This window comes from Halarsenatibacter silvermanii, from assembly GCF_900103135.1.
GTDB lineage: Bacteria > Bacillota > Halanaerobiia > Halanaerobiales > Halarsenatibacteraceae > Halarsenatibacter > Halarsenatibacter silvermanii.
Genome location: NZ_FNGO01000010.1, coordinates 1 through 18,974 on the forward strand (window position 1 = coordinate 1; position 18,974 = coordinate 18,974).

Consider the following 18,974-nt stretch of genomic DNA (forward strand, 5'->3'; position numbering starts at 1 on the left):
CAAAGGAGGATGATGAGGATGGCAAACAAGGAGAAGTTTGAAAGGACGAAGGAGCATTTAAATTTAGGTACGATAGGGCATGTAGATCATGGGAAGACGACATTGACGGCAGCGATCACGAGGGTATTGGCCAATTATGGAGAAGCAGAGGTAATGGATTTTGACAATATAGATAATGCGCCGGAAGAGCAGGAGCGGGGGATAACGATAGCGACCTCGCATGTGGAATACGAGACAGAAAACCGGCATTATGCTCACGTGGATTGTCCTGGTCATGCTGATTATGTAAAGAACATGATCACAGGAGCAGCGCAGATGGACGGAGCGATACTTGTAGTATCTGCAGCAGACGGACCAATGCCCCAGACCAGAGAGCATATACTGTTGGCCCGTCAGGTAGGGGTACCGGCTATGGTAGTGTATTTGAACAAGGCAGATATGGTGGATGATGAAGAGCTTATAGAGTTAGTGGAGATGGAAGTAAGGGAGTTATTGGACGAGTACGATTTTGACGGAGCGGAGACACCGATAGTGGTAGGATCGGCGCTGGAGGCGTTGGAGAATCCCGAGATAGACGAGAACGAGCATGCAGCCAGCGTGGTTGAGCTTATGGAAGCGGTAGACGAGCATATACCGACCCCGGAGAGAGATGAGGACAAGCCGTTTTTGATGCCTGTTGAGGATGTATTCAGCATAACAGGTAGAGGGACGGTAGCGACCGGTCGAGTGGAAAGAGGCCGGATAGAGCCGGGAGACGAGGTAGAGATAGTAGGGATAAAGGAGACGCAGGATACGGTAGTTACAGGTATAGAGATGTTCAGGAAGTTATTGGACGAAGCGGTAGCAGGAGACAATATAGGAGCCCTGCTTAGAGGTATAGACAGAGAAGAGGTAGAGAGAGGACAGGTGCTGGCAGAGCCGGGCAGCATAGAGCCGTATACGAAGTTCAGCGCGGAGGTATATGTGCTTTCCCAGGATGAGGGAGGCAGACACACGCCGTTTTTTGACGGATATCGTCCGCAGTTTTATTTTAGGACGACGGATGTGACAGGAACGATAAGGCTGCCCGAGGGAGTAGAGATGGTAATGCCGGGAGATAATATAGAGATGCAGGGAGAGCTGATCACGCCGATAGCGATGGAAGAAGGATTGAGGTTTGCTATCAGAGAAGGCGGCAACACAGTCGGCGCCGGTGTCATTACCGAAATTCTCGAGTAAGAGAAAAGCGGGGAGATTTCTTCCTCGCTTTTCTATGGCTCGATTGCGCATGAAGATAGTGCATAAAATGAAAGATTGAATCAGGAGCTGTCAGGAAAAGGAGGGAAGAGAATGCCTCAACAGGAAAAAATAAGAATTAAGCTCAAGGCCTATGAGCACGAATTGCTGGATAAATCGGCCAAAAAGATCGTCAATACGGCTGAAAGAACCGGCGCTCAGATATCCGGCCCGGTGCCTTTGCCGACCGATAAAGAAGTTTTTACCGTTTTGAGATCGCCTCACATTCACAAAGATGCGCGCGAACAATTTGAAATGAGAACTCACAAAAGACTGATTGACATCAAAGAACCCAGTTCTAAAACTGTGGATGCTCTCATGAGGCTGGATCTGCCTGCAGGCGTAAATATAGAAATCAAACTCTAAGATAAAGGGTTTGAGATTGGAGGTGAGAACTATGGCTATAGGTTTGATTGGCAGGAAAAAGGGTATGACGCAAATTTTTTCTGAAAAGGGAGAGCTGGTGCCGGTAACAGCTATAGAAGCCGGACCATGTGTCGTTACCCAGATAAAAACTGAAGAAAATGATGGCTATGAAGCTGTTAAACTCGGATTTGAAAAGGTTAAGGCGAAAAGTTTGAATAAACCAGAGCTCGGACTTTTTGATAAGCATGATCTGGAACCAAGAAAGTATCTGCGAGAATTTAAAGCTGATATAGATGAATACGAGGTCGGAGATGAAATCGACATAAATTTATTTTCTCCGGGTGATAAAGTCGATGTGAGCGGAATAACCCGTGGTAAAGGATTCAGTGGAAATATTAAAAGACATGGACACAGTACAGGTCCTGCCACTCATGGCTTCGGACTTGATAGAGCCCCTGGTTCAGTGGGCGCGCTCGGCCCGGAAAGAGTATTTAAAGATCAAAAGATGCCGGGGCGAATGGGTCATAATCGTACCACTATCAAAAACCTCAAAGTTATGAGAATTATACCCGAGCGCGATGTACTGCTTGTGAAAGGTTCTATTCCGGGGCCGGAAAAAGGAATTGTTGAGATCAGAAGAACTAATTAATTTATCTCCGGCAGGGAAGGAGGAGTCTGATAATGCCTGAAGTTAATATGATAAACACAGCAGGCGAAAATATCGACACTGTAGATCTGAGTGATGATATTTTTGCTGAAGAAATAAATGAACACGTAGTTCATAAAGTCGTCACAGCTCAACTGGCGGCCCGCCGTCAGGGAACGGCTTCGACCAAAGAACGGCCTGAAGTGGCCGGTGGAGGCAGAAAACCCTGGCGACAGAAAGGAACAGGACGGGCCCGCCATGGTAGTATTAGGTCCCCCATCTGGGTGGGTGGAGGAGTAACTTTTGGTCCCAAACCGCGTTCTTATGAAAAAAAGGTGAACAAAAAGACCAAAAAACTTGCTCTCCGCAGCGTTCTTTCGGCTAAACTGCAGGAGGATGAACTTATCATCCTGGACGAGCTTGAGTTTGAAAAACCCTGCACACGAGATGCCAAAAGTCTGCTCGAAGATCTGGGGATGGATGAAAAGAAATTGTTATTCATTCTGCCTGAGAAAGATGAAAACACCTATCTTTCCTTCCGAAACATTCCCAGCGCCAGAACTCTGGTTTTGGATGCATTAAACACCTATGATCTGCTCGATAATGAAATGATAGTCATGCCTGAAGCCGCCCTTTCCCGGTTAGAGGAGGTGGTTTTCTGTGGATGATCTCAGAGATGTCGTTATAGCACCGATAGTTACCGAGAAAAGCATGCAGCAAATGGAAGAAAATAATGTCTACACTTTTCAGGTAGATCCCGGAGCTAATAAAATAGAAATTCGCCAGGCCATAGAGGAAGCCTTTAACGTGAAGGTGGAAAATGTTAATACTATGAACTATAGAGGTAAAACCAGACGTCTGGGTTACAATGAAGGCAAGCGACCCGACTGGAAAAAAGCAGTTGTTAAACTTTCCGACGGGGATTCGATCGAGCTTTTTGAAGGAGTATAAAGAAGCTGTAAAAGAAACTCTTTAGTCTGTGAAAATAAGTTCAGCAAGGAGGTTTTGTCATGGGCATCAAGACATTTAAACCGACCACCCCTTCCCGGCGTTATATGACTGTTCCCGATTTCGAAGAGATCACCGAAACGGAACCGGAAGCCAGTTTAACAAAGCCGATCAAGAAAACTGGCGGACGTAATTCGAACGGTCGTATTACTTCGCGTCGAAGGGGCGGCGGCCACAAAAGAAAATATAGAGTTATTGATTTTAAGCGGGACAAAGAAAACGTTCCTGCCACGGTTGCCAGCATCGAATACGACCCTAATCGCTCAGCCCGCATAGCTCTACTTCACTATCATGATGGAGAGAAAAGATATATTCTGGCTCCGGATGGAGTCGAGGTAGGAGACGAGCTTGAGGCTGGCGATAACGTTGATATCAAACCTGGCAATGCGGTTCCATTGAAAAATGTACCGGTTGGCACCATAGTCCACAACGTCGAACTTCAGCCCGGTAAAGGCGGACAGCTGGCCAGAGCAGCTGGTGCGATAGCACAGGTATTGGCCAGAGAGGAAAAGCACGTTCATGTTAAACTCCCCTCAGGTGAAGTTCGCCTGGTCAATAAAAACTGTCGGGCTACAGTAGGACAGGTTGGCAATATCGAACACGAGAACGTGGTTTCCGGTAAAGCGGGACGTACGCGCTGGCAGGGCAAGCGGCCTGAAGTGCGCGGTATGGTTATGAACCCTGTGGACCATCCTCACGGTGGTGGAGAAGGCAAATCACCTCCAGGTCGACATCCCGTAACGCCCTGGGGTAAAAAGACCATGGGCAAGCAGACCCGCAAGCGCAAAAAGTCAGATGAAAGCATCGTAAAATCCCGTCATGATAAAAAGGATAAGTAATCGAAAGGAGGGGAGTAATATTGGCTGAAGCGGCATTTAAAAACGGTCCTTTTGTAGAAAAGAAGCTCATGGAGAGAATTGAAGGGATGAATGAGAGCGGGGAAAAAGAGGTTGTAAGAACCTGGTCCCGTAGTTCCACAATTTATCCGGAAATGGTGGGACATACCATTGCTGTTCATGATGGACGAAAGCATGTCCCAATTTACATCACTGAAGAGATGGTTGGTCACAAACTTGGTGAATTTGCTCCCACCAGAATATTCCGGGGACACGGGCGACATACTGAGAGGTCTACAGCCCTCAAATAATAAGCGTCCGCAAATAAGATTCAATCCGAAAGAGGAGGGTTATGATGGAGACGCGAGCTGTTGCCAAGCACCAGAGAATTTCTCCACGCAAGGCCAGACAGGTTATCGATCTTGTACGGGGAAAAGATGTTGATGAAGCTATAGGCATTTTGAAGAATACTCCGAGAAAAGCCTCGGATATGATCGAGGATGTAATTAATTCGGCTGCAGCCAATGCTGAACACAATCATGAAATGATCAGAGATGAGCTATATATTTCGGAAGCTTTTGTTGATCAGGGCCCGACCATGAAACGCTATAAGCCTCGAGCTATGGGTCAGGCTTCCACTATACGCAAACGTACAAGCCACATAACAATTGTGGTTAGCGATGAAAAGGAGGAGGGATAAGTTTGGGTAACAAAGTCCATCCACATGGGATGAGAGTTGGGGTTATCAAAGACTGGGATGCAAAATGGTATGCTGATCGCAACAATTATTCCGAAATGCTTCATGAAGATCTGGATATCAGAACCCATATTAAAGATAAAATGTTTGAAGCTGGTATATCCCGGGTGGTCATCAAGAGAGCAGCCAAAAGATTGAAAATAGATATTCATGCCGCCCGACCAGGAATGGTCATCGGCCGTGGAGGTTCCGAGGTCGATGCACTCAGAGAAGAAATTGAGAATATGACCGGCAGAAATGTTCAGATAAACGTGGTTGAGGTTGAAGATCCAGAATTGGATGCTCAACTGGTTGCTGAAAATATCGCCGGTCAGCTGCTGCAGCGCGTTTCTTTCCGCCGGGCCATGAAACAGGCTCTTAATCGAGCGATGAGAATGGGAGCTGAGGGTTTCAGAGTCAAGTCCAGCGGCAGACTTGGCGGCGCCGAGATGGCCAGGACGGAAGGATACCATGAAGGTGCTGTACCGCTTCACACTGTCCGTGCGGATATCGATTATGGCTTTGCTGAAGCCAATACCAAGTACGGCAGCATCGGTGTCAAAGTTTGGATTAATCACGGTGAAATTCTGCCCGACGTAGAAGACGAAGAGGGGCAGAAATCGACAGCCGATAAGTAAGATAGCTGATAGAAAGGAGGCAGCAGAGAATGTTAGTACCGAAAAGAATCAAGCACAGAAAACACCAGCGCGGTAGAATGAAAGGAAAGGCAGTCCGCGGGACCAAAGTGACATTTGGCGAATATGGTCTGCAGGCCCTAGAACCCGCCTGGATTACCAATAGACAGATTGAGTCAGCACGCATAGCTCTGACAAGATTTATCAAAAAAGGTGGTAAAGTTTGGGTCAAGATTTTTCCGGATAAGCCTGTTACCGCCAAGCCCGCTGAGACCAGAATGGGCAGCGGTAAAGGCGAAGTTGAAAAATGGGTGGCTGTAGTAAAGCCAGGCCGCATAATGTTTGAAATTGCCGGTATAGAAGAAGAAGATGCTAGAGAAGCTATGAGACTTGCTTCTCACAAGCTTCCAATCCAAACTCAGTTTGTTGCCAGAGATGGTGGTGAGTCCAATGAGGGCTGAAGAATTAAGAGATCTTACAGATCTTGAACTGGATCAAAAGCTGGATGAATTTAAGGAAGAGCTTTTTAATCTTAGGTTTCAGAATGCCACCGCTCAGCTGGATAATCCTATGAGGATCAAACAGGTGCGCAGGACCATAGCCCGCATCAAGACCATAAAGCGAGAACGAGAATTGGGCATCAGACAGAGATGAGTGAGATAAAAGGAGGTGTACCATGGCTCAAAACAGCCACGATCGCAAAGTAGAAATAGGTGAAGTTGTGAGCGATAAGATGGACAAAACTGTCACCGTTAAAGTTATCAGACGCAAACAGCATGATCTATACAAGAAAACTATAAGACGCGGAAAAAGGTTTAAAGCACACGATGAAGAGAATCGCTGCCGGGAAGGTGATACTGTGGAGATAACTGAAACCCGGCCTATCAGCAAAACGAAAAACTGGCGAGTTACCAAAATACTGGAGAAAGCGAAATAATTATCAGTCTGCAAAGGAGTGGTTAAGATGATTCAGGCTGAAAGCAGCCTCAAAGTTGCTGACAACTCTGGGGCTAGAGAACTGGTCTGCATCAGGGTGCCGGGCAGCAGCGGCAAACAATATGCCGGCATCGGTGAAAAAATAATCTGTTCTGTTAAGGAGGCTATCCCCGACGGGATGGTCGATAAAGGCGAGATAGTAACTGCTCTCATAGTGCGGACCAAAAAAGAAACCAAACGACCGGATGGTTCTTACATTAAATTTGACGAAAATGCAGCAGTTATCGTAGACGAGGTGGATAACCCCAAAGGAACCCGGATTTTCGGGCCGGTTACCAGGGAACTTCGCGATAAAAATCATATGAAGATAATCTCTCTGGCTCCGGAGGTATTATAGCTGTAAAGGAGGGGTGTAAAGTGAAAGTCAAGCAGGGAGATATGGTCGAAGTGATATACGGTAAAGACATAGGCAAAAGAGGCAAAATCTTGAATGTCGACCGCGATGAAGAACGAGTGCTCGTCGAAGATGTTAATATTGTTCACCGGCACATGCGTCCCACCCAGGACATGTCCCAGGGAGGCATCATCGAGAACGAAGCTCCTGTACATGTTTCCAATGTCATGCTCGTATGTCCAAGTTGCGACCAAAAAAGCAGAGTTGGATATCAGTTTACCGATAGCGGTGACAAGGTCCGATACTGCAAAAAGTGCGACGAGATTGTTGATTAATAGCGGGAGGAAATGCAGAAAGAAGGGAGGGTCTTAGATGTCAGTTTTAGCCAGGCAGTACAAAGAAGAAATTAGACCAGCTTTGAAAGAAGAGTTGAATTATGATAATGTCATGGAGACGCCCGAACTCGATAAGGTAATTATCAATGTGGGCCTGGGAGATGCTAAAGAGGACCCCAAACTGCTGGAATCTGTCATGGGAGATATAACCATGATCGCCGGCCAGCAGCCTACAGTAACCCGGGCCAAGAAGGCTATTGCCAATTTTAAGATTCGAGAGGGTATGCCCGTTGGTATGAAGGTCACCCTCAGGGACAAAAATATGTATGAATTTGTTTACCGGCTTATCAATATTGCCCTGCCCAGAATCAGAGACTTTCGGGGAGTTTCTCGTGATTCATTTGATGGCAGAGGTAATTACAGTATCGGGATAAGAGATCACACCATATTCCCCGAGGTAGATGTGGAAGAGGTTGATCAGATTACCGGTCTGCAGATTACTATTGTAACTTCTGCTGAAGATGACGAAGAAGGCTACCAGCTTCTCAAAAAAATGGGTATGCCTTTTAACGATTAACAAAAATTAAAATTGAGGAGGGATTATCCTTGCCTCGAAAAGCTTTGGTTGAAAAGGCAAATAAAGAACAGAAATATTCGACCCGGGGGGTTAACCGCTGCGGACGCTGCGGCAGAGCCCGGGGATATATGAGAAAGTTTGATCTCTGTCGGGTCTGCTTTAGAGAGCTGGCTCACAAAGGCGAAATTCCGGGAGTAAAGAAAGCCAGCTGGTAAAAGATTGTTGAAAGTTGAAAGGAGGGTTTTATAATGAACAGCGATCCTATCGCCGATATGCTGACCAGGATACGCAATGCCAATCAGGCCGACAAAGAAGTGGTTAATATGCCTGCCTCCAATCTAAAAAAGGGTATAGCAGAAATTCTCGATGAAGAGGGTTTTGTTGACGATGTTAAGATGATTGAAAGACACCCTCAAAATGATATAAGATTATATCTCAAGTACGGCAAGAATGGCGAAAAAGTTATAACTGGTTTAAAAAGGATCAGCAAACCGGGTCTGAGGGTTTATGTCAACAAAAATGAAATACCTGAAGTGCTCGGTGGACTCGGCATTGCCGTTATCTCTACTTCACAGGGTGTAATGTCGAATAAAGATGCCCGCCGACAGGGTATAGGAGGAGAAGTTCTCTGTTACGTCTGGTAACAAAACTCCGTAATCTCGAGGGAGGTGAGCGATGTGTCCAGGATAGGTAAACAGCCGGTTGAACTGCCGGATAAAGTGGATGTCAATTTAGATGAAAAAGAGATAACTGTCTCCGGACCGATGGGGGATATGTGCAAAGAAATTCATGAATCTTTGACTCTGGAGGTCGAGGAAGATCAGCTAAAGGTTAAAATGAAAGAGGATAACAAGGAAACAAGGGCTCTCCAGGGCATGATGAGAAGCATCATAGACAGCATGATAGAAGGTGTTACCGAAGGCTTTACCCGCGAACTGGAAATGAAGGGAGTGGGTTATAGTGCCTCGCTTCAGGGAAATTCTATCAAGCTCGAGGTAGGATACTCGCATCCCGTTTTCATAGATGCACCGGGCAACATCGAATTCGAAATTGAAAATGGAACAGATATAAAAGTTAAGGGCACCGATAAACAGCTTGTAGGAGATGTAGCTGCCCGTATAAGATCAGTACGGGAACCTGAACCTTACAAGGGTAAAGGTATCAGATATAAAGGTGAAAATATTCGTCGCAAGGAAGGCAAGACTGCTGCGGCTACGACTGAATAGGAATAATCTCGTAGAATGGAGGGATTCATATGAGTCAGCTGGATAAGCGGGAAGCCCGGGAGAGACGTCACAAGCGAATAAGAAAAGATATTATGGGTACTCCCAGCAGACCACGGATGTGCGTGAATAGAAGCCTGAAAAATATCCATGTTCAGGTTATAGACGATCTGCGCAGAGAAACGCTGGTTTCGGCATCAACCGATGAACCCGAGATAGCTCAAAAAGTAGAATATGGCGGCAATAAAGAGGCTGCCCGGGTAGTCGGGGAATTTGTGGCCAATAGAGCACTGGAAGAAGGCATAGAAAAAGTTGTTTTTGATAGAGCAGGCTATCAATATCACGGCCGGGTTAAAGCGCTGGCAGAAGCAGCGCGGGAAGCCGGCCTCGAGTTTTAAGAAAAGGAGGCGATTAAATGAGATATCCCGGAATTAACCCTGAAAAACTCGATCTCGATGAAAGGGTTGTCGATATAAATCGAGTTTCAAAAGTTGTAAAAGGGGGAAGAAAATTTAGTTTCAGCGCCCTGGTGGTAGTCGGTGATGAAGACGGCCACGTGGGAGCAGGTTACGGTAAAGCCAACGAGGTTCCTGAGGCCATCAGAAAAGGTATTGATGATGGCAAGAAAAATCTTATCGAGGTTCCGATGGTGGAAGAAACTATTCCTCACGAGATAAATGGTGTTTTTGGAGCTGGCAAGGTTCTTCTTAAACCTGCAGCTCCAGGAACAGGAGTTATCGCCGGAGGTCCTGTCAGAGCAGTACTAGAGCTGGCCGGCATTAGAGACATTCTCACCAAATCCATCGGCAGCTCCAATCCTATAAATATGGTCAAAGCTGCCGTCGATGGTCTTGAAAGACTCAAGGATGTGGAAGAAGTTGCTCGTTTGCGAGGAAAGTCAGTAGAAGAAATAAAAGGATAATCACATGTAATTTAGAGGGAGGTGCCGGAATGAAACTCCACAATCTCAGCCCGAAAGAAGGCTCTAAAAGAAAAAAGCAGCGTGTTGGTCGAGGAAGCGGCTCCGGACGCGGTGCCTTTTGCGGCAGAGGAGTCAAAGGTCAAAATGCCCGTTCGGGTGGTAATGTTCATCCCATATTTGAGGGAGGACAGACCCGACTGTTTCGCAGGCTTCCCAAGGTTGGTTTCACCAATCAATTTAAGCGTGACGTGAGTATCGTCAATGTTGGGCAGCTGAACAGACTTTCATCTGATACTGAAGTTACACCCGAGCTGCTTGAAGAAGAAGGGTTTATTTCCAAAATAGGTAAAGACGGGGTCAAGATACTGGGCGATGGAGAGCTGGAAGTGGCCCTCGAGGTTAAGGCCCACGATTTCAGCGAGTCAGCCTGCGAGAAAATCGAGGCCGCCGGTGGGAAGACCGAGGTGATTTAACGTGTTAAGCTCTCTCAAAAACGTCTTTAAAGTAAGAGAGCTCCGCAATAGAGTGCTGTTTGTTCTGGGTGTTATGGTTGTTTATCGTATCGGAGCTCACATCCCCGTTCCCGGTGTGGATATAGGAATTGTTCAGGATATGATGTTTGGTGCCAACGGCGAGGGAGCCGGAGGTGCTCTTGAATTTTTTGATATGTTTGCCGGAGGGGCTTTGAGCAATTTTTCCGTGTTTGCCATGAGCATAACACCTTATATCACAGCTTCAATTATTCTTCAGCTTTTGCAGGTAGTAATTCCTCAGCTTGAAGAGCTGGCCAGACAGGGTCGGGAAGGCAAGAAAAAGATAGCCAAATATACACGCTATCTCACAGTGGTACTTGCTGTAATTCAAAGCATAGGTATTACTACTTATATTGCCCAGTTTGGAGCCGTTCCCGATGCCAGTATGTTTGACTGGATATCGATCATTATAAGTTTAACTGCCGGTACTGCCATTTTGATGTGGCTGGGTGAGCAGATAAACGAGCACGGAATCGGCAATGGTATTTCTATATTGATTTTTACTTCTATCATAGCCCGATTTCCCATGGAGCTGGCTGAAACCTGGACACTTTTCCGGGCCGGCACCATTACCGTATTCAATCTGGTGCTGTTCGCCATTCTGGCAGTTATGATAGTTGCCGGTATAGTATTTATCCAGCAGGGTGAAAGAAGGATACCGGTGCAGTATTCCAAGCGGATTGTAGGGCGAAAAGTTTACGGCGGCCGCAGCACTCATATTCCCATGAAGGTCAATCAGGCCGGAGTGATGCCCGTAATATTCGCTTCTTCAGTACTGCTCTTTCCCGGGGTGCTTTCGCAAATACTGCCCTTTGAATGGGCGGAAGGATTGGCAACTCTGATTCAGCCGGGTTCGACGCTTTACATGGTGCTTTACGGTACGCTTACATTCTTCTTCACTTACTTTTATACTGCCATCACATTTAATCCGGAAGAGGTCGCCGAAAACATGAAAGAGCAGGGAGGCTTCATACCGGGCATAAGACCGGGTAGAGCTACTATAGATTATCTCGATAAGATCCTGGTAAGGGTTACACTGGTGGGAGCTGTATTTCTGACAGTTGTGGCTCTGCTTCCCTTCGCCATGAGGCCTCTTACCGGCGTGGACATTGCTTTTGGCGGAACATCTCTGCTGATAATGGTTGGTGTGGCGCTGCAGACGATGCAGGAAATTGAGTCGCATCTTCTCATGCGTCATTACGAAGGTTTTATGGAATAAGGCAAAGGAGGTTGATCAATGAATCTGGTTTTGATGGGTCTTCCCGGGGCTGGTAAGGGCACCCAGGCTGGACTTCTCGAAGAAAAATACGAAATACCTCACGTCTCTACCGGAGATATGTTCCGGGCTGCCATTAAAAATGAGACGGAGCTGGGCAAAGAGGCCAAAAGTTATATGGACGAGGGTGAATTGGTCCCCGATGAGGTTACTATAGGCATTGTCAGGGAGAGGCTTAAAAAGCCGGATTGTCAGGGAGGCTTTATACTCGATGGATTTCCCAGGACCGTCGAACAGGCCGAAGCTCTGGATGAAATTCTCGAAAACCAGGAAAGTTCACTTGACCTGGTCATAAGTATGGTGCTGCCCGAGGATGAACTGATGAAAAGGCTTACCGGACGGAGAGTCTGTCCTGAATGCGGTGAAAATTACCATACTGAGTACAGCCCTCCTGAAAAAGAAGGTGTCTGTGACAGGTGTGGCGCTGAGCTGATACAGCGCAGTGATGACAGGGAAGATACGGTGAAAAGACGGCTGGAAGTTAATCGTGAAAAAATAAAAAATCTGCAGGATTATTATCAGGATCGTGATCTGCTGGTTGAATTTGATGCCAGTGGAGATGTGGAAGAGGTACACGGGCGCTTTGTAGAACTTTTAGAGGACAGTCTGTAATGATAGTCAGGAAATCGTCCCGAGAGATAGAAAAAATGAAGAAAGCCAATAAAATTGTTGCTGAGGCTCATGAAATGCTTCGAGATAAAGCTGCTCCCGGAGTCAGCACCGCCGAACTTGATGAAGCCGCCGAGGAGTTCATCAAAGGCCGTGGCGGAGAGCCCTCATTCAAAGGGTATAAAGGGTATCCTGCCTCTGTATGTCTATCTATTGATAACGAAGTTGTTCATGGAATTCCCGACCAGAATAGGATTTTAAAAGAGGGTAATATACTGAGTATAGATATCGGTGTTTATTATCAGGGCTTTCACGGCGATGCTGCCCGGACTATACCCATAGGTCAGGTGGATAATGAGAAAGAGAAGTTGATAGACACCGTAAAAAGAGCTCTCGATAACGGCATCGATAAGGCCAGGGCAGGCAACAGATTGACCGATATCTCCGCAGCAGTTCAGAAAACCGCCGAGGAGGCAGGATTTTCCGTGGTTCGTCAATACGTAGGACACGGCATAGGGCGGGAGATGCATGAGGAGCCTCAGATTCCTAATTTCGGACCGCCCGGAGAAGGGCCGAAGCTGAAAGAGGGAATGACACTGGCTATCGAGCCCATGATCAATGTTGGAGAATACGAGGTTGAGACTCTCGAAGATGATTGGACGGTTGTCACTTCTGACGGCAGTCTATCAGCTCACTGGGAAGATTCCATTGCTCTGACGGATTCTGATCCCCTGATTATGAGCAGGCCCTGACTTTCTTTCACTGTTAAGATAGATGTGCTATAATGAAGGACAGGCTTGAGATGGACCGGGGAATATTTCAAACCCCGCACTTTTTAATGAGGGGGAATCAAGCTAATTATGACTGATAAAGAAGAACCTATCGAAGTAGAAGGCGAGGTTATTGAACCTCTGCCCAATGCCATGTTTAAAGTGGAGCTCGATAACGGTCATGAGGTTTTAGCTCATGTATCCGGCAAGATGAGGATGAATTATATCCGTATTCTGCCCGGAGATAGGGTTACCGTGGAGCTTTCACCCTATGATCTAAGCCGCGGCAGGATAACCTATCGACACAAAGCAGACTGATTGAAGTAACGTTATAAATTTTTAGAATAAGCTGGAGGTGTCAGCTTTATGAAAGTAAGGCCCTCAGTAAAACCGATATGCGATAAATGCAAGGTCATAAGACGCAATGGTAGAGTTATGGTTATCTGTGAAAATCCCAAACACAAGCAGCGGCAGGGTTAAACCAGGAGGTGAAAAAAGATGGCAAGAATAGAAGGTATTGATCTTCCTAAAAACAAAAGAGTTGAGATTGGTTTGACCTATATATATGGAATTGGTCGTTCGCGTTCCAATGAAATTCTGGAAGCTGCTGGAGTCGATCCGGACACCAGAGTTAAAGATCTCACCGAGGCTGAGATAGCCCGTCTGCGCAGTGAAATAGATCAATATCAGGTAGAAGGTGAGCTGCGGCGCGAGATCAAATCGGACATTCAGAGGCTGAAAGATATTGGCTGTTATCGTGGAATCAGACATAAAAAGGGTCTGCCTGTCCGGGGTCAAAGGACCAGGACGAACGCCAGGACAAGAAAAGGCCCTAAAGATATAGTCACCGGTTGATCCCGGCAGATCACGAAGAAAAGTCCGATAACAGCTTGATGACAGCACGACTACAATTTAGTGAAGGAGGTTTGTAGATAGATGGCTGCAGCGAGGAAAAAATCAGGCAAAAGAGAACAGCGCAGGGTGGAAAAAGGTCAGGCGCACATCAAATCGACTTTTAACAACACCCTTATCACTATAACTGACATGGAGGGCAATGTTCTTTCCTGGTCCAGTGCTGGCAAGGCTGGATATGAGGGTTCCCGTAAAAGCACCCCTTTTGCCGCTCAGGTGGCCGCCGAAAATGCGGCTGAGAAGGCTCAGGAGAGCGGGCTGAAAGAGATACAGATATTTGTAAAGGGGCCTGGCTCCGGAAGGGAGTCGGCTATCAGAGCACTGCAATCGGCTGGACTTGAGGTTACTTTGATTAAAGACATCACCCCAATTCCTCATAATGGCTGCCGACCTCCCAAAAGGCGGCGGGTCTAATTATACTATTGTTTAGGAGGTGTAAGCAAAAATAATGGCCAGATATACAGAAGCGAAATGTAAGCACTGCAGGCGCGAAAGTGAAAAACTTTATCTGAAGGGAGATAGATGCTTCAGCGATAAATGTGCTTTTGAAAGAAGACCATATGCTCCGGGAGAACAGGGGGAAAGTCGTCGGGGAGATTCGGAATATGCAAATCAGCTGCGTGAGAAACAGAAGGTGAGGAAGATGTACAGACTGATGGAAAATCAGTTTCACAATTATTTTAAGAAAGCTGAACGCCAGCGCGGCGTGACAGGAACCAATTTCCTCAGGCTGCTTGAAACCCGGCTTGACAACGTGGTTTTGAGGGCAGGTTTTGCTCTTTCTCGTGATCAGGCCAGGCAGTTTGTCAATCACGGACACGTGCTGGTAAATGGCAGGAAAGCTGATATTCCTTCCCGCGAGATGAAAGAAGGCGATGAGTTCAGCATCAAGGATTCTTCACGCAAGAAGGAGTTTTTCAAGCAGATCAAAGATAAAAACTCCGAATATACACCCCCGGAATGGTTGAGTGCTGATATGGAAAAAGCGGAAGGAACCGTCATAAGGATGCCTGAACGCGAAGACATTGAGCATCCTATCAACGAGCAGCTCATTGTTGAGTATTATTCACTTTAATACCTCTGCTAGGAGGATTAGTGGTATATGTTCGCTGATAATCAGGGAATTATGGCAAATGAGGGGGTTTTAGTACAGGAATGATTGAAATTGAAAAGCCTCAAATTGAAAGGGTAGAAGTGGATGAAAACTATGGTGAATATCGAATAAGTCCTCTGGAAAGAGGATTTGGAACCACGCTGGGCAATTCTATGAGAAGAATTCTGCTTTCCTCTCTTCCCGGGGCTGCCATTACTTCGGTTAAAATAGAAGGAGTCAGGCACGAATTCACCTCTATTCCCGGGGTGGTAGAGGATGTTACCGATATTATACTAAACTTAAAAGATGTGACTGTTAGATACGACGGTGAAGAAAGACAGACCATGAATCTCGAGGTTTCGGAAAAAGAGGTGGCCAAAGCCGGTGATTTTACTCTCTCCGGAGATCTGGAAATAATTAATGAGGATCACAAAATTGCCACCCTGGCTTCAGATGGTGAACTGAATTTGGAGGTCACCGTTGATAAAGGACGCGGTTACATCACTTCCGAACAAAACAAGGAAGAGTTCGAAGATGTGATAGGTTTGATACCTATAGATGCTTCTTTCAGCCCTATAGAAAAAGCTAATTTCCGGGTTGAGGATATCAGAGTTGGTCAGATAACTGATTACGACGCATTATTTCTCGAGGTTTATACGGATGGAAGCATTCATCCCGATGATGCTGTCAGTCTTGCCGGCCGCATTATGGTGGAACATCTCGAGCTATTCACCGGCCTAACAGAAGAGATGGATGATATGGAAATTATGGTGGAGACTGAAGAAGAAGAACAGAACGAGATTTTTGAAACGTCGATAGAAGAACTCGAGCTTTCTGTCCGGTCATCCAACTGCCTTAAACGGGCTGGCATAAATACAGTGGGAGAGCTCGTTGAAAAAACCGAGGATGATCTCATGAAGGTCAGAAATCTGGGTAAGAAATCGCTCAAGGAGATCAAGGAAAAATTAACAGAATACGACCTGGAGCTTAAGCAAAACGAAGAGTGAAGGAGGTTTTTATGATGGTCAGGCGCAAATTGAATAAAAAGAGCAAACACAGGCGGGCAATGTTTAGAAACATGCTGACTGAATTTTTTCGCCATGAAAGAATAGAAACGAGCCTGCCTAAAGCGAAAGAACTACAGCCTCTGGCCGAAAAAATGATAACCACGGCCGAGACCAGCAACCTAAAAAATCGACGGACAGTGCATGAAGAGCTGAAGGATAAAGATGTAGTCAAAAAACTCTTTGACGAAATAGCTCCTCGTTTTAGCGATCGGTCTGGAGGTTATACTCGCATACTAAAAATGTATCCCCGGCGTGGTGATGGTTCGGAAAGAGCCATTCTTGAGCTGGTTGAGTAAATCTCAGCTGATCATGGTAATTCCAGATTAAGTAGGTGTGAGAATGAGTTTGATAGAGATTAATAGCGCAGAATTTTCATATGATGAGCAGGAATCGCCGGCCCTTTCCGGAATCAATCTGAAGGTAGATAAAGGTGAATTTATAGGTGTGGTCGGTGCCAACGGTTCCGGCAAATCCACCCTGGCCAAACTTCTGAATGTCCTGCTGATACCTGATAAAGGTGAGGTTTATGTGGATGGCCTTTTGACCTCTGATTCAGAAAATGCCTGGCAGATCAGGCAGAAGGTGGGTCTGGTTTTTCAAAATCCTGATAATCAGCTGGTTGCTACCATGGTGGAGGAGGATGTAGCTTTCGGGCCGGAGAACCTGGCAATTCCCTCCGGGGAAATTCGCAGTCGCGTTGATGAAGCCCTGGAGATGGTAGACATGCAGGGTTATCAAACTCATCCCCCACATAATCTATCAGGCGGTCAGAAACAGAGAGTGGCTATCGCCGGCATTATAGCAATGCTGCCGGACTGCCTGGTTCTGGATGAGCCAACAGCTATGCTCGACCCCCGGGGGAGAAAAGAAGTTTTAAACACGGTCAAAAAACTCAATGAGGAAGAAGATATAACGGTAGTATATATAACCCACTTCATGGAAGAAGTAGTGGAAGCTGATAGTGTGGCCGTTATGAAAGCGGGAGAGTTGATAGCAAAGAACACTCCCGAAGAAATATTCAACAATAGAGGGTTAATAGAGGAATCTGGCCTGGAGGTGCCACCTGCGGTTGAGCTGGCAGCTGAGTTGAGAAATAGAGGGATAGATATCCCCCGGGTGCTCACCGATGAAGGCCTGGTGAATGCACTATGCTCCTAGAAGTCAGCGATCTGCGGCACGTATATCAGCTGGAAGATCCTGTCGTGGCCCTGGACGGCATAAATGCAGGAATAGAAAGCGGTGAATTTATCGGTTTAGTGGGTCATACTGGCTCAGGCAAATCCACCCTGGCTCAGACTTTAAATGGGCTGATTGAACCGACTGAGGGAACTGTTTATTATCGAGGTCAGGATATCTTTGGCGAGGAGATCAGTCTGAGAGAGATCAGAAAAAAGGTAGGGCTTGTATTTCAATATCCCGAGCATCAGTTATTTGAGGAGACTGTTGCTGAAGATATTTCCTTTGGTCCCAAAAATTTGGGGCTGGAAGGGGAAACGATTGAAGAAAGAGTGCGTAAATCCCTTGATCTAGTTGGTCTCGATTATGATGAATTTCGAGATCGCTCTCCCTTCAATCTCAGCGGCGGACAGCAGCGCCGGGTAGCTATAGCAGGGGTTTTGGCCTTAAAGCCTGAGGTGCTAATTCTGGACGAGCCGTCAGCGGCTCTCGATCCAGAAGGCAGGAAAAAACTTCTGGATTTGCTGGCCGATCTCCACGGAAATATGGGACTCACGATAATTTTGATAACTCATAGAATGGAACAGGTGGCCAGACTGGCTGACAGAGTTTTGGTGATGAAAAATGGTGGTCTGGTTCTTGATGGAACTCCGGAAGAGGTCTTTACCAGACAGGAATATCTGCGGGAGATGGCACTGGATCTCCCCCCTCTGACCAGAATTTTACAGCAGCTTAACGACAGGGGACTTTCTGTCAGAACCGATATTTTCGAAACGGAAGAGGCAGCCCGGGAGATAGAATCGGCTCTTGATGGTGAATCTTTGAGCAGGGAGAGAGGCTTATGCTGAAGGATATCACTATAGGTCAGCATATACCGGGAGATTCGCTGATACACAAACTTGATCCCAGAATCAAAATTATCATCACCATCATAATGATCGCTGTGCTTTTTTTGATCGATACTTTTCCGGGTTTTGGTCTATTCTTACTCATGCTGGCTGCTGTAACATTTTTGGCCCGGCTGCCTGTTAGGAGGGTTCTTCGAGGACTCAAGCCGGTATTTTTTCTTGTCCTTATAACCCTTTTTCTACATCTGTTTTTAACCCGGGGAGGAGAAGTGATATGGCAGTGGCGATTTATTAGGATCGAGGAGGCAGGAGTCGAAACCGGGTTTTTTATGGTTAGCCGCATATTGCTTTTGATTATGTTCACTTCTCTTTTGACTTTGACGACTTCACCGCTACAGCTGACTGACGGTATTGAATATCTGTTAAAGCCTCTGGCCCGCTTTGGAGTTCCGGCCGGTGAACTGGCGATGATGATGACTATAGCTCTTCGATTTATTCCCACTTTGATGGAAGAAGCTGATAAAATTATGAAAGCACAAAAAGCCCGGGGGGCTGATTTTGAAAGTGGAAATATTATTCAGAGAGCCAAAAGTTTAATACCTCTTCTGGTGCCGCTTTTTATCAGCGCTTTTCGCAGGGCTGATGAACTGGCGCTGGCCATGGAATCGAGATGCTATCGGGGAGGAACCGATAGAACCCGGCTAAATGAGCTCGAATTTGGACACCGGGACTTGCTGGCATTAATAATTTCTCTGGCCATAGCTGTTTTCATTAGTCTATTTTAGGAGGAAATTTAGTGAC

The 18,974-nt window shown here is 46.4% G+C and carries 34 protein-coding genes; all 34 read left to right on the forward strand.

The genetic code is table 11. The features are described 5' to 3' along the window. The first annotated feature begins 18 nt into the window (after positions 1 to 18). The 34 genes from tuf to BLT15_RS06650 all read left to right on the forward strand — a co-directional run bounded on the left by tuf (position 19) and on the right by BLT15_RS06650 (position 18,958). The gene (tuf, locus tag BLT15_RS06485; RefSeq protein ID WP_089760129.1) at positions 19 to 1,218 is read left to right on the forward strand and encodes an elongation factor Tu; all 1,200 of its coding nucleotides are present in this window, start codon (positions 19 to 21) and stop codon (positions 1,216 to 1,218) included. A 111-nt stretch (positions 1,219 to 1,329) separates the two neighbouring features. Next, positions 1,330 to 1,641, forward strand: coding sequence for a 30S ribosomal protein S10 (rpsJ, locus tag BLT15_RS06490; protein WP_089759901.1), 312 nt, complete (start codon positions 1,330 to 1,332; stop codon positions 1,639 to 1,641). A gap of 31 nt (positions 1,642 to 1,672) precedes the next feature. Next, positions 1,673 to 2,290, forward strand: coding sequence for a 50S ribosomal protein L3 (gene rplC / locus BLT15_RS06495; RefSeq protein ID WP_089759903.1), 618 nt, complete (start codon positions 1,673 to 1,675; stop codon positions 2,288 to 2,290). A gap of 32 nt (positions 2,291 to 2,322) precedes the next feature. Continuing rightward, positions 2,323 to 2,955, forward strand: coding sequence for a 50S ribosomal protein L4 (gene rplD / locus BLT15_RS06500; protein WP_089759905.1), 633 nt, complete (start codon positions 2,323 to 2,325; stop codon positions 2,953 to 2,955). After that, positions 2,948 to 3,238, forward strand: a complete 291-nt coding sequence (rplW, locus tag BLT15_RS06505; RefSeq protein WP_089759906.1) for a 50S ribosomal protein L23 — start codon at positions 2,948 to 2,950, stop codon at positions 3,236 to 3,238. Before rplD ends, rplW begins: the two co-directional genes overlap by 8 nt. Positions 3,239 to 3,297: 59 nt before the next feature. After that, positions 3,298 to 4,134: a 50S ribosomal protein L2 gene (rplB, locus tag BLT15_RS06510; protein WP_089759908.1), complete on the forward strand. Its 837-nt coding sequence runs from the start codon at positions 3,298 to 3,300 to the stop codon at positions 4,132 to 4,134. Positions 4,135 to 4,154: 20 nt separating this feature from the next. Further along, positions 4,155 to 4,442, forward strand: a complete 288-nt coding sequence (gene rpsS, locus BLT15_RS06515; protein WP_268762231.1) for a 30S ribosomal protein S19 — start codon at positions 4,155 to 4,157, stop codon at positions 4,440 to 4,442. A gap of 44 nt (positions 4,443 to 4,486) precedes the next feature. Continuing rightward, a complete protein-coding gene (gene rplV, locus BLT15_RS06520; RefSeq protein ID WP_089759910.1) occupies positions 4,487 to 4,831 on the forward strand; it encodes a 50S ribosomal protein L22 in 345 nt (114 codons plus the stop codon). Positions 4,832 to 4,833: 2 nt separating this feature from the next. Further along, entirely contained in the window at positions 4,834 to 5,505 is a 672-nt protein-coding gene (rpsC, locus tag BLT15_RS06525; RefSeq protein ID WP_089759912.1) for a 30S ribosomal protein S3, read from the forward strand. A gap of 29 nt (positions 5,506 to 5,534) precedes the next feature. After that, positions 5,535 to 5,963, forward strand: coding sequence for a 50S ribosomal protein L16 (rplP, locus tag BLT15_RS06530; protein ID WP_089759914.1), 429 nt, complete (start codon positions 5,535 to 5,537; stop codon positions 5,961 to 5,963). Further along, a complete protein-coding gene (gene rpmC, locus BLT15_RS06535) occupies positions 5,953 to 6,156 on the forward strand; it encodes a 50S ribosomal protein L29 (RefSeq protein ID WP_089759916.1) in 204 nt (67 codons plus the stop codon). Before rplP ends, rpmC begins: the two co-directional genes overlap by 11 nt. 22 nt (positions 6,157 to 6,178) lie before the next feature. Next, positions 6,179 to 6,439, forward strand: a complete 261-nt coding sequence (gene rpsQ, locus BLT15_RS06540) for a 30S ribosomal protein S17 (protein WP_089759919.1) — start codon at positions 6,179 to 6,181, stop codon at positions 6,437 to 6,439. Positions 6,440 to 6,466: 27 nt separating this feature from the next. Further along, positions 6,467 to 6,835 carry a 50S ribosomal protein L14 gene (rplN, locus tag BLT15_RS06545; protein WP_089759921.1) on the forward strand — a complete coding sequence of 123 codons (369 nt, stop codon included), beginning with the start codon at positions 6,467 to 6,469 and terminating at the stop codon, positions 6,833 to 6,835. Between the two features lie 20 nt (positions 6,836 to 6,855). Then, positions 6,856 to 7,167 carry a 50S ribosomal protein L24 gene (gene rplX / locus BLT15_RS06550; protein ID WP_089759923.1) on the forward strand — a complete coding sequence of 104 codons (312 nt, stop codon included), beginning with the start codon at positions 6,856 to 6,858 and terminating at the stop codon, positions 7,165 to 7,167. A gap of 37 nt (positions 7,168 to 7,204) precedes the next feature. Next, positions 7,205 to 7,744: a 50S ribosomal protein L5 gene (rplE, locus tag BLT15_RS06555; RefSeq protein WP_089759925.1), complete on the forward strand. Its 540-nt coding sequence runs from the start codon at positions 7,205 to 7,207 to the stop codon at positions 7,742 to 7,744. 29 nt (positions 7,745 to 7,773) lie between these two features. After that, positions 7,774 to 7,959, forward strand: a complete 186-nt coding sequence (locus BLT15_RS06560) for a type Z 30S ribosomal protein S14 (RefSeq protein ID WP_089759926.1) — start codon at positions 7,774 to 7,776, stop codon at positions 7,957 to 7,959. A 30-nt stretch (positions 7,960 to 7,989) separates the two neighbouring features. After that, positions 7,990 to 8,388, forward strand: a complete 399-nt coding sequence (gene rpsH, locus BLT15_RS06565) for a 30S ribosomal protein S8 (RefSeq protein ID WP_143423032.1) — start codon at positions 7,990 to 7,992, stop codon at positions 8,386 to 8,388. A gap of 33 nt (positions 8,389 to 8,421) precedes the next feature. Continuing rightward, positions 8,422 to 8,970 carry a 50S ribosomal protein L6 gene (rplF, locus tag BLT15_RS06570; protein WP_089759930.1) on the forward strand — a complete coding sequence of 183 codons (549 nt, stop codon included), beginning with the start codon at positions 8,422 to 8,424 and terminating at the stop codon, positions 8,968 to 8,970. A 29-nt stretch (positions 8,971 to 8,999) separates the two neighbouring features. Beyond that, positions 9,000 to 9,365: a 50S ribosomal protein L18 gene (gene rplR / locus BLT15_RS06575; protein ID WP_089759932.1), complete on the forward strand. Its 366-nt coding sequence runs from the start codon at positions 9,000 to 9,002 to the stop codon at positions 9,363 to 9,365. Positions 9,366 to 9,382: 17 nt separating this feature from the next. Continuing rightward, entirely contained in the window at positions 9,383 to 9,889 is a 507-nt protein-coding gene (rpsE, locus tag BLT15_RS06580; protein ID WP_089759934.1) for a 30S ribosomal protein S5, read from the forward strand. A 29-nt stretch (positions 9,890 to 9,918) separates the two neighbouring features. After that, positions 9,919 to 10,362, forward strand: a complete 444-nt coding sequence (rplO, locus tag BLT15_RS06585) for a 50S ribosomal protein L15 (RefSeq protein WP_089759936.1) — start codon at positions 9,919 to 9,921, stop codon at positions 10,360 to 10,362. Position 10,363: 1 nt separating this feature from the next. Further along, positions 10,364 to 11,641, forward strand: a complete 1,278-nt coding sequence (gene secY / locus BLT15_RS06590; RefSeq protein ID WP_089759940.1) for a preprotein translocase subunit SecY — start codon at positions 10,364 to 10,366, stop codon at positions 11,639 to 11,641. 18 nt (positions 11,642 to 11,659) lie between these two features. After that, the gene (locus BLT15_RS06595; protein ID WP_089759942.1) at positions 11,660 to 12,310 is read left to right on the forward strand and encodes an adenylate kinase; all 651 of its coding nucleotides are present in this window, start codon (positions 11,660 to 11,662) and stop codon (positions 12,308 to 12,310) included. Next, positions 12,310 to 13,059, forward strand: a complete 750-nt coding sequence (map, locus tag BLT15_RS06600) for a type I methionyl aminopeptidase (protein WP_089759944.1) — start codon at positions 12,310 to 12,312, stop codon at positions 13,057 to 13,059. The genes BLT15_RS06595 and map overlap by 1 nt, the downstream gene beginning before the upstream one ends. 108 nt (positions 13,060 to 13,167) lie before the next feature. After that, positions 13,168 to 13,395, forward strand: coding sequence for a translation initiation factor IF-1 (gene infA, locus BLT15_RS06605; protein WP_089759946.1), 228 nt, complete (start codon positions 13,168 to 13,170; stop codon positions 13,393 to 13,395). Positions 13,396 to 13,443: 48 nt separating this feature from the next. After that, positions 13,444 to 13,557 carry a 50S ribosomal protein L36 gene (gene rpmJ / locus BLT15_RS06610; RefSeq protein ID WP_089759949.1) on the forward strand — a complete coding sequence of 38 codons (114 nt, stop codon included), beginning with the start codon at positions 13,444 to 13,446 and terminating at the stop codon, positions 13,555 to 13,557. Positions 13,558 to 13,575: 18 nt separating this feature from the next. Then, positions 13,576 to 13,932, forward strand: coding sequence for a 30S ribosomal protein S13 (gene rpsM, locus BLT15_RS06615; RefSeq protein WP_089759951.1), 357 nt, complete (start codon positions 13,576 to 13,578; stop codon positions 13,930 to 13,932). A gap of 81 nt (positions 13,933 to 14,013) precedes the next feature. After that, the gene (gene rpsK, locus BLT15_RS06620) at positions 14,014 to 14,403 is read left to right on the forward strand and encodes a 30S ribosomal protein S11 (protein WP_089759952.1); all 390 of its coding nucleotides are present in this window, start codon (positions 14,014 to 14,016) and stop codon (positions 14,401 to 14,403) included. 34 nt (positions 14,404 to 14,437) lie between these two features. Then, the gene (rpsD, locus tag BLT15_RS06625; RefSeq protein ID WP_089759954.1) at positions 14,438 to 15,064 is read left to right on the forward strand and encodes a 30S ribosomal protein S4; all 627 of its coding nucleotides are present in this window, start codon (positions 14,438 to 14,440) and stop codon (positions 15,062 to 15,064) included. 80 nt (positions 15,065 to 15,144) lie between these two features. Further along, positions 15,145 to 16,089, forward strand: coding sequence for a DNA-directed RNA polymerase subunit alpha (locus BLT15_RS06630; protein WP_089759956.1), 945 nt, complete (start codon positions 15,145 to 15,147; stop codon positions 16,087 to 16,089). A 14-nt stretch (positions 16,090 to 16,103) separates the two neighbouring features. Next, the gene (rplQ, locus tag BLT15_RS06635) at positions 16,104 to 16,445 is read left to right on the forward strand and encodes a 50S ribosomal protein L17 (RefSeq protein WP_089759958.1); all 342 of its coding nucleotides are present in this window, start codon (positions 16,104 to 16,106) and stop codon (positions 16,443 to 16,445) included. Positions 16,446 to 16,488: 43 nt separating this feature from the next. Next, positions 16,489 to 17,307: an energy-coupling factor transporter ATPase gene (locus BLT15_RS06640; RefSeq protein WP_089759960.1), complete on the forward strand. Its 819-nt coding sequence runs from the start codon at positions 16,489 to 16,491 to the stop codon at positions 17,305 to 17,307. After that, positions 17,298 to 18,173, forward strand: a complete 876-nt coding sequence (locus BLT15_RS06645) for an energy-coupling factor transporter ATPase (RefSeq protein WP_089759963.1) — start codon at positions 17,298 to 17,300, stop codon at positions 18,171 to 18,173. Before BLT15_RS06640 ends, BLT15_RS06645 begins: the two co-directional genes overlap by 10 nt. Beyond that, positions 18,167 to 18,958: an energy-coupling factor transporter transmembrane component T family protein gene (locus tag BLT15_RS06650; protein ID WP_089759965.1), complete on the forward strand. Its 792-nt coding sequence runs from the start codon at positions 18,167 to 18,169 to the stop codon at positions 18,956 to 18,958. The genes BLT15_RS06645 and BLT15_RS06650 overlap by 7 nt, the downstream gene beginning before the upstream one ends. Positions 18,959 to 18,974 lie beyond the last annotated feature (16 nt).

What these genes read in the sequence shown, in the direction of transcription:
- tuf (WP_089760129.1), top strand. Translation starts at nt 19, where the DNA reads ATGGCAAACAAGGAGAAGTTTGAAAGGACGAAGGAGCATTTAAATTTA.
- rpsJ (WP_089759901.1), top strand. Translation starts at nt 1,330, where the DNA reads ATGCCTCAACAGGAAAAAATAAGAATTAAGCTCAAGGCCTATGAGCAC.
- rplC (WP_089759903.1), top strand. Translation starts at nt 1,673, where the DNA reads ATGGCTATAGGTTTGATTGGCAGGAAAAAGGGTATGACGCAAATTTTT.
- rplD (WP_089759905.1), top strand. Translation starts at nt 2,323, where the DNA reads ATGCCTGAAGTTAATATGATAAACACAGCAGGCGAAAATATCGACACT.
- rplB (WP_089759908.1), top strand. Translation starts at nt 3,298, where the DNA reads ATGGGCATCAAGACATTTAAACCGACCACCCCTTCCCGGCGTTATATG.
- rplV (WP_089759910.1), top strand. Translation starts at nt 4,487, where the DNA reads ATGGAGACGCGAGCTGTTGCCAAGCACCAGAGAATTTCTCCACGCAAG.
- rplP (WP_089759914.1), top strand. Translation starts at nt 5,535, where the DNA reads ATGTTAGTACCGAAAAGAATCAAGCACAGAAAACACCAGCGCGGTAGA.
- rpmC (WP_089759916.1), top strand. Translation starts at nt 5,953, where the DNA reads ATGAGGGCTGAAGAATTAAGAGATCTTACAGATCTTGAACTGGATCAA.
- rpsQ (WP_089759919.1), top strand. Translation starts at nt 6,179, where the DNA reads ATGGCTCAAAACAGCCACGATCGCAAAGTAGAAATAGGTGAAGTTGTG.
- rplN (WP_089759921.1), top strand. Translation starts at nt 6,467, where the DNA reads ATGATTCAGGCTGAAAGCAGCCTCAAAGTTGCTGACAACTCTGGGGCT.
- rplE (WP_089759925.1), top strand. Translation starts at nt 7,205, where the DNA reads ATGTCAGTTTTAGCCAGGCAGTACAAAGAAGAAATTAGACCAGCTTTG.
- rplR (WP_089759932.1), top strand. Translation starts at nt 9,000, where the DNA reads ATGAGTCAGCTGGATAAGCGGGAAGCCCGGGAGAGACGTCACAAGCGA.
- rpsE (WP_089759934.1), top strand. Translation starts at nt 9,383, where the DNA reads ATGAGATATCCCGGAATTAACCCTGAAAAACTCGATCTCGATGAAAGG.
- rplO (WP_089759936.1), top strand. Translation starts at nt 9,919, where the DNA reads ATGAAACTCCACAATCTCAGCCCGAAAGAAGGCTCTAAAAGAAAAAAG.
- BLT15_RS06595 (WP_089759942.1), top strand. Translation starts at nt 11,660, where the DNA reads ATGAATCTGGTTTTGATGGGTCTTCCCGGGGCTGGTAAGGGCACCCAG.
- map (WP_089759944.1), top strand. Translation starts at nt 12,310, where the DNA reads ATGATAGTCAGGAAATCGTCCCGAGAGATAGAAAAAATGAAGAAAGCC.
- infA (WP_089759946.1), top strand. Translation starts at nt 13,168, where the DNA reads ATGACTGATAAAGAAGAACCTATCGAAGTAGAAGGCGAGGTTATTGAA.
- rpmJ (WP_089759949.1), top strand. Translation starts at nt 13,444, where the DNA reads ATGAAAGTAAGGCCCTCAGTAAAACCGATATGCGATAAATGCAAGGTC.
- rpsM (WP_089759951.1), top strand. Translation starts at nt 13,576, where the DNA reads ATGGCAAGAATAGAAGGTATTGATCTTCCTAAAAACAAAAGAGTTGAG.
- rpsK (WP_089759952.1), top strand. Translation starts at nt 14,014, where the DNA reads ATGGCTGCAGCGAGGAAAAAATCAGGCAAAAGAGAACAGCGCAGGGTG.
- rpsD (WP_089759954.1), top strand. Translation starts at nt 14,438, where the DNA reads ATGGCCAGATATACAGAAGCGAAATGTAAGCACTGCAGGCGCGAAAGT.
- BLT15_RS06630 (WP_089759956.1), top strand. Translation starts at nt 15,145, where the DNA reads ATGATTGAAATTGAAAAGCCTCAAATTGAAAGGGTAGAAGTGGATGAA.
- rplQ (WP_089759958.1), top strand. Translation starts at nt 16,104, where the DNA reads ATGGTCAGGCGCAAATTGAATAAAAAGAGCAAACACAGGCGGGCAATG.
- BLT15_RS06640 (WP_089759960.1), top strand. Translation starts at nt 16,489, where the DNA reads ATGAGTTTGATAGAGATTAATAGCGCAGAATTTTCATATGATGAGCAG.
- BLT15_RS06645 (WP_089759963.1), top strand. Translation starts at nt 17,298, where the DNA reads ATGCTCCTAGAAGTCAGCGATCTGCGGCACGTATATCAGCTGGAAGAT.
- BLT15_RS06650 (WP_089759965.1), top strand. Translation starts at nt 18,167, where the DNA reads ATGCTGAAGGATATCACTATAGGTCAGCATATACCGGGAGATTCGCTG.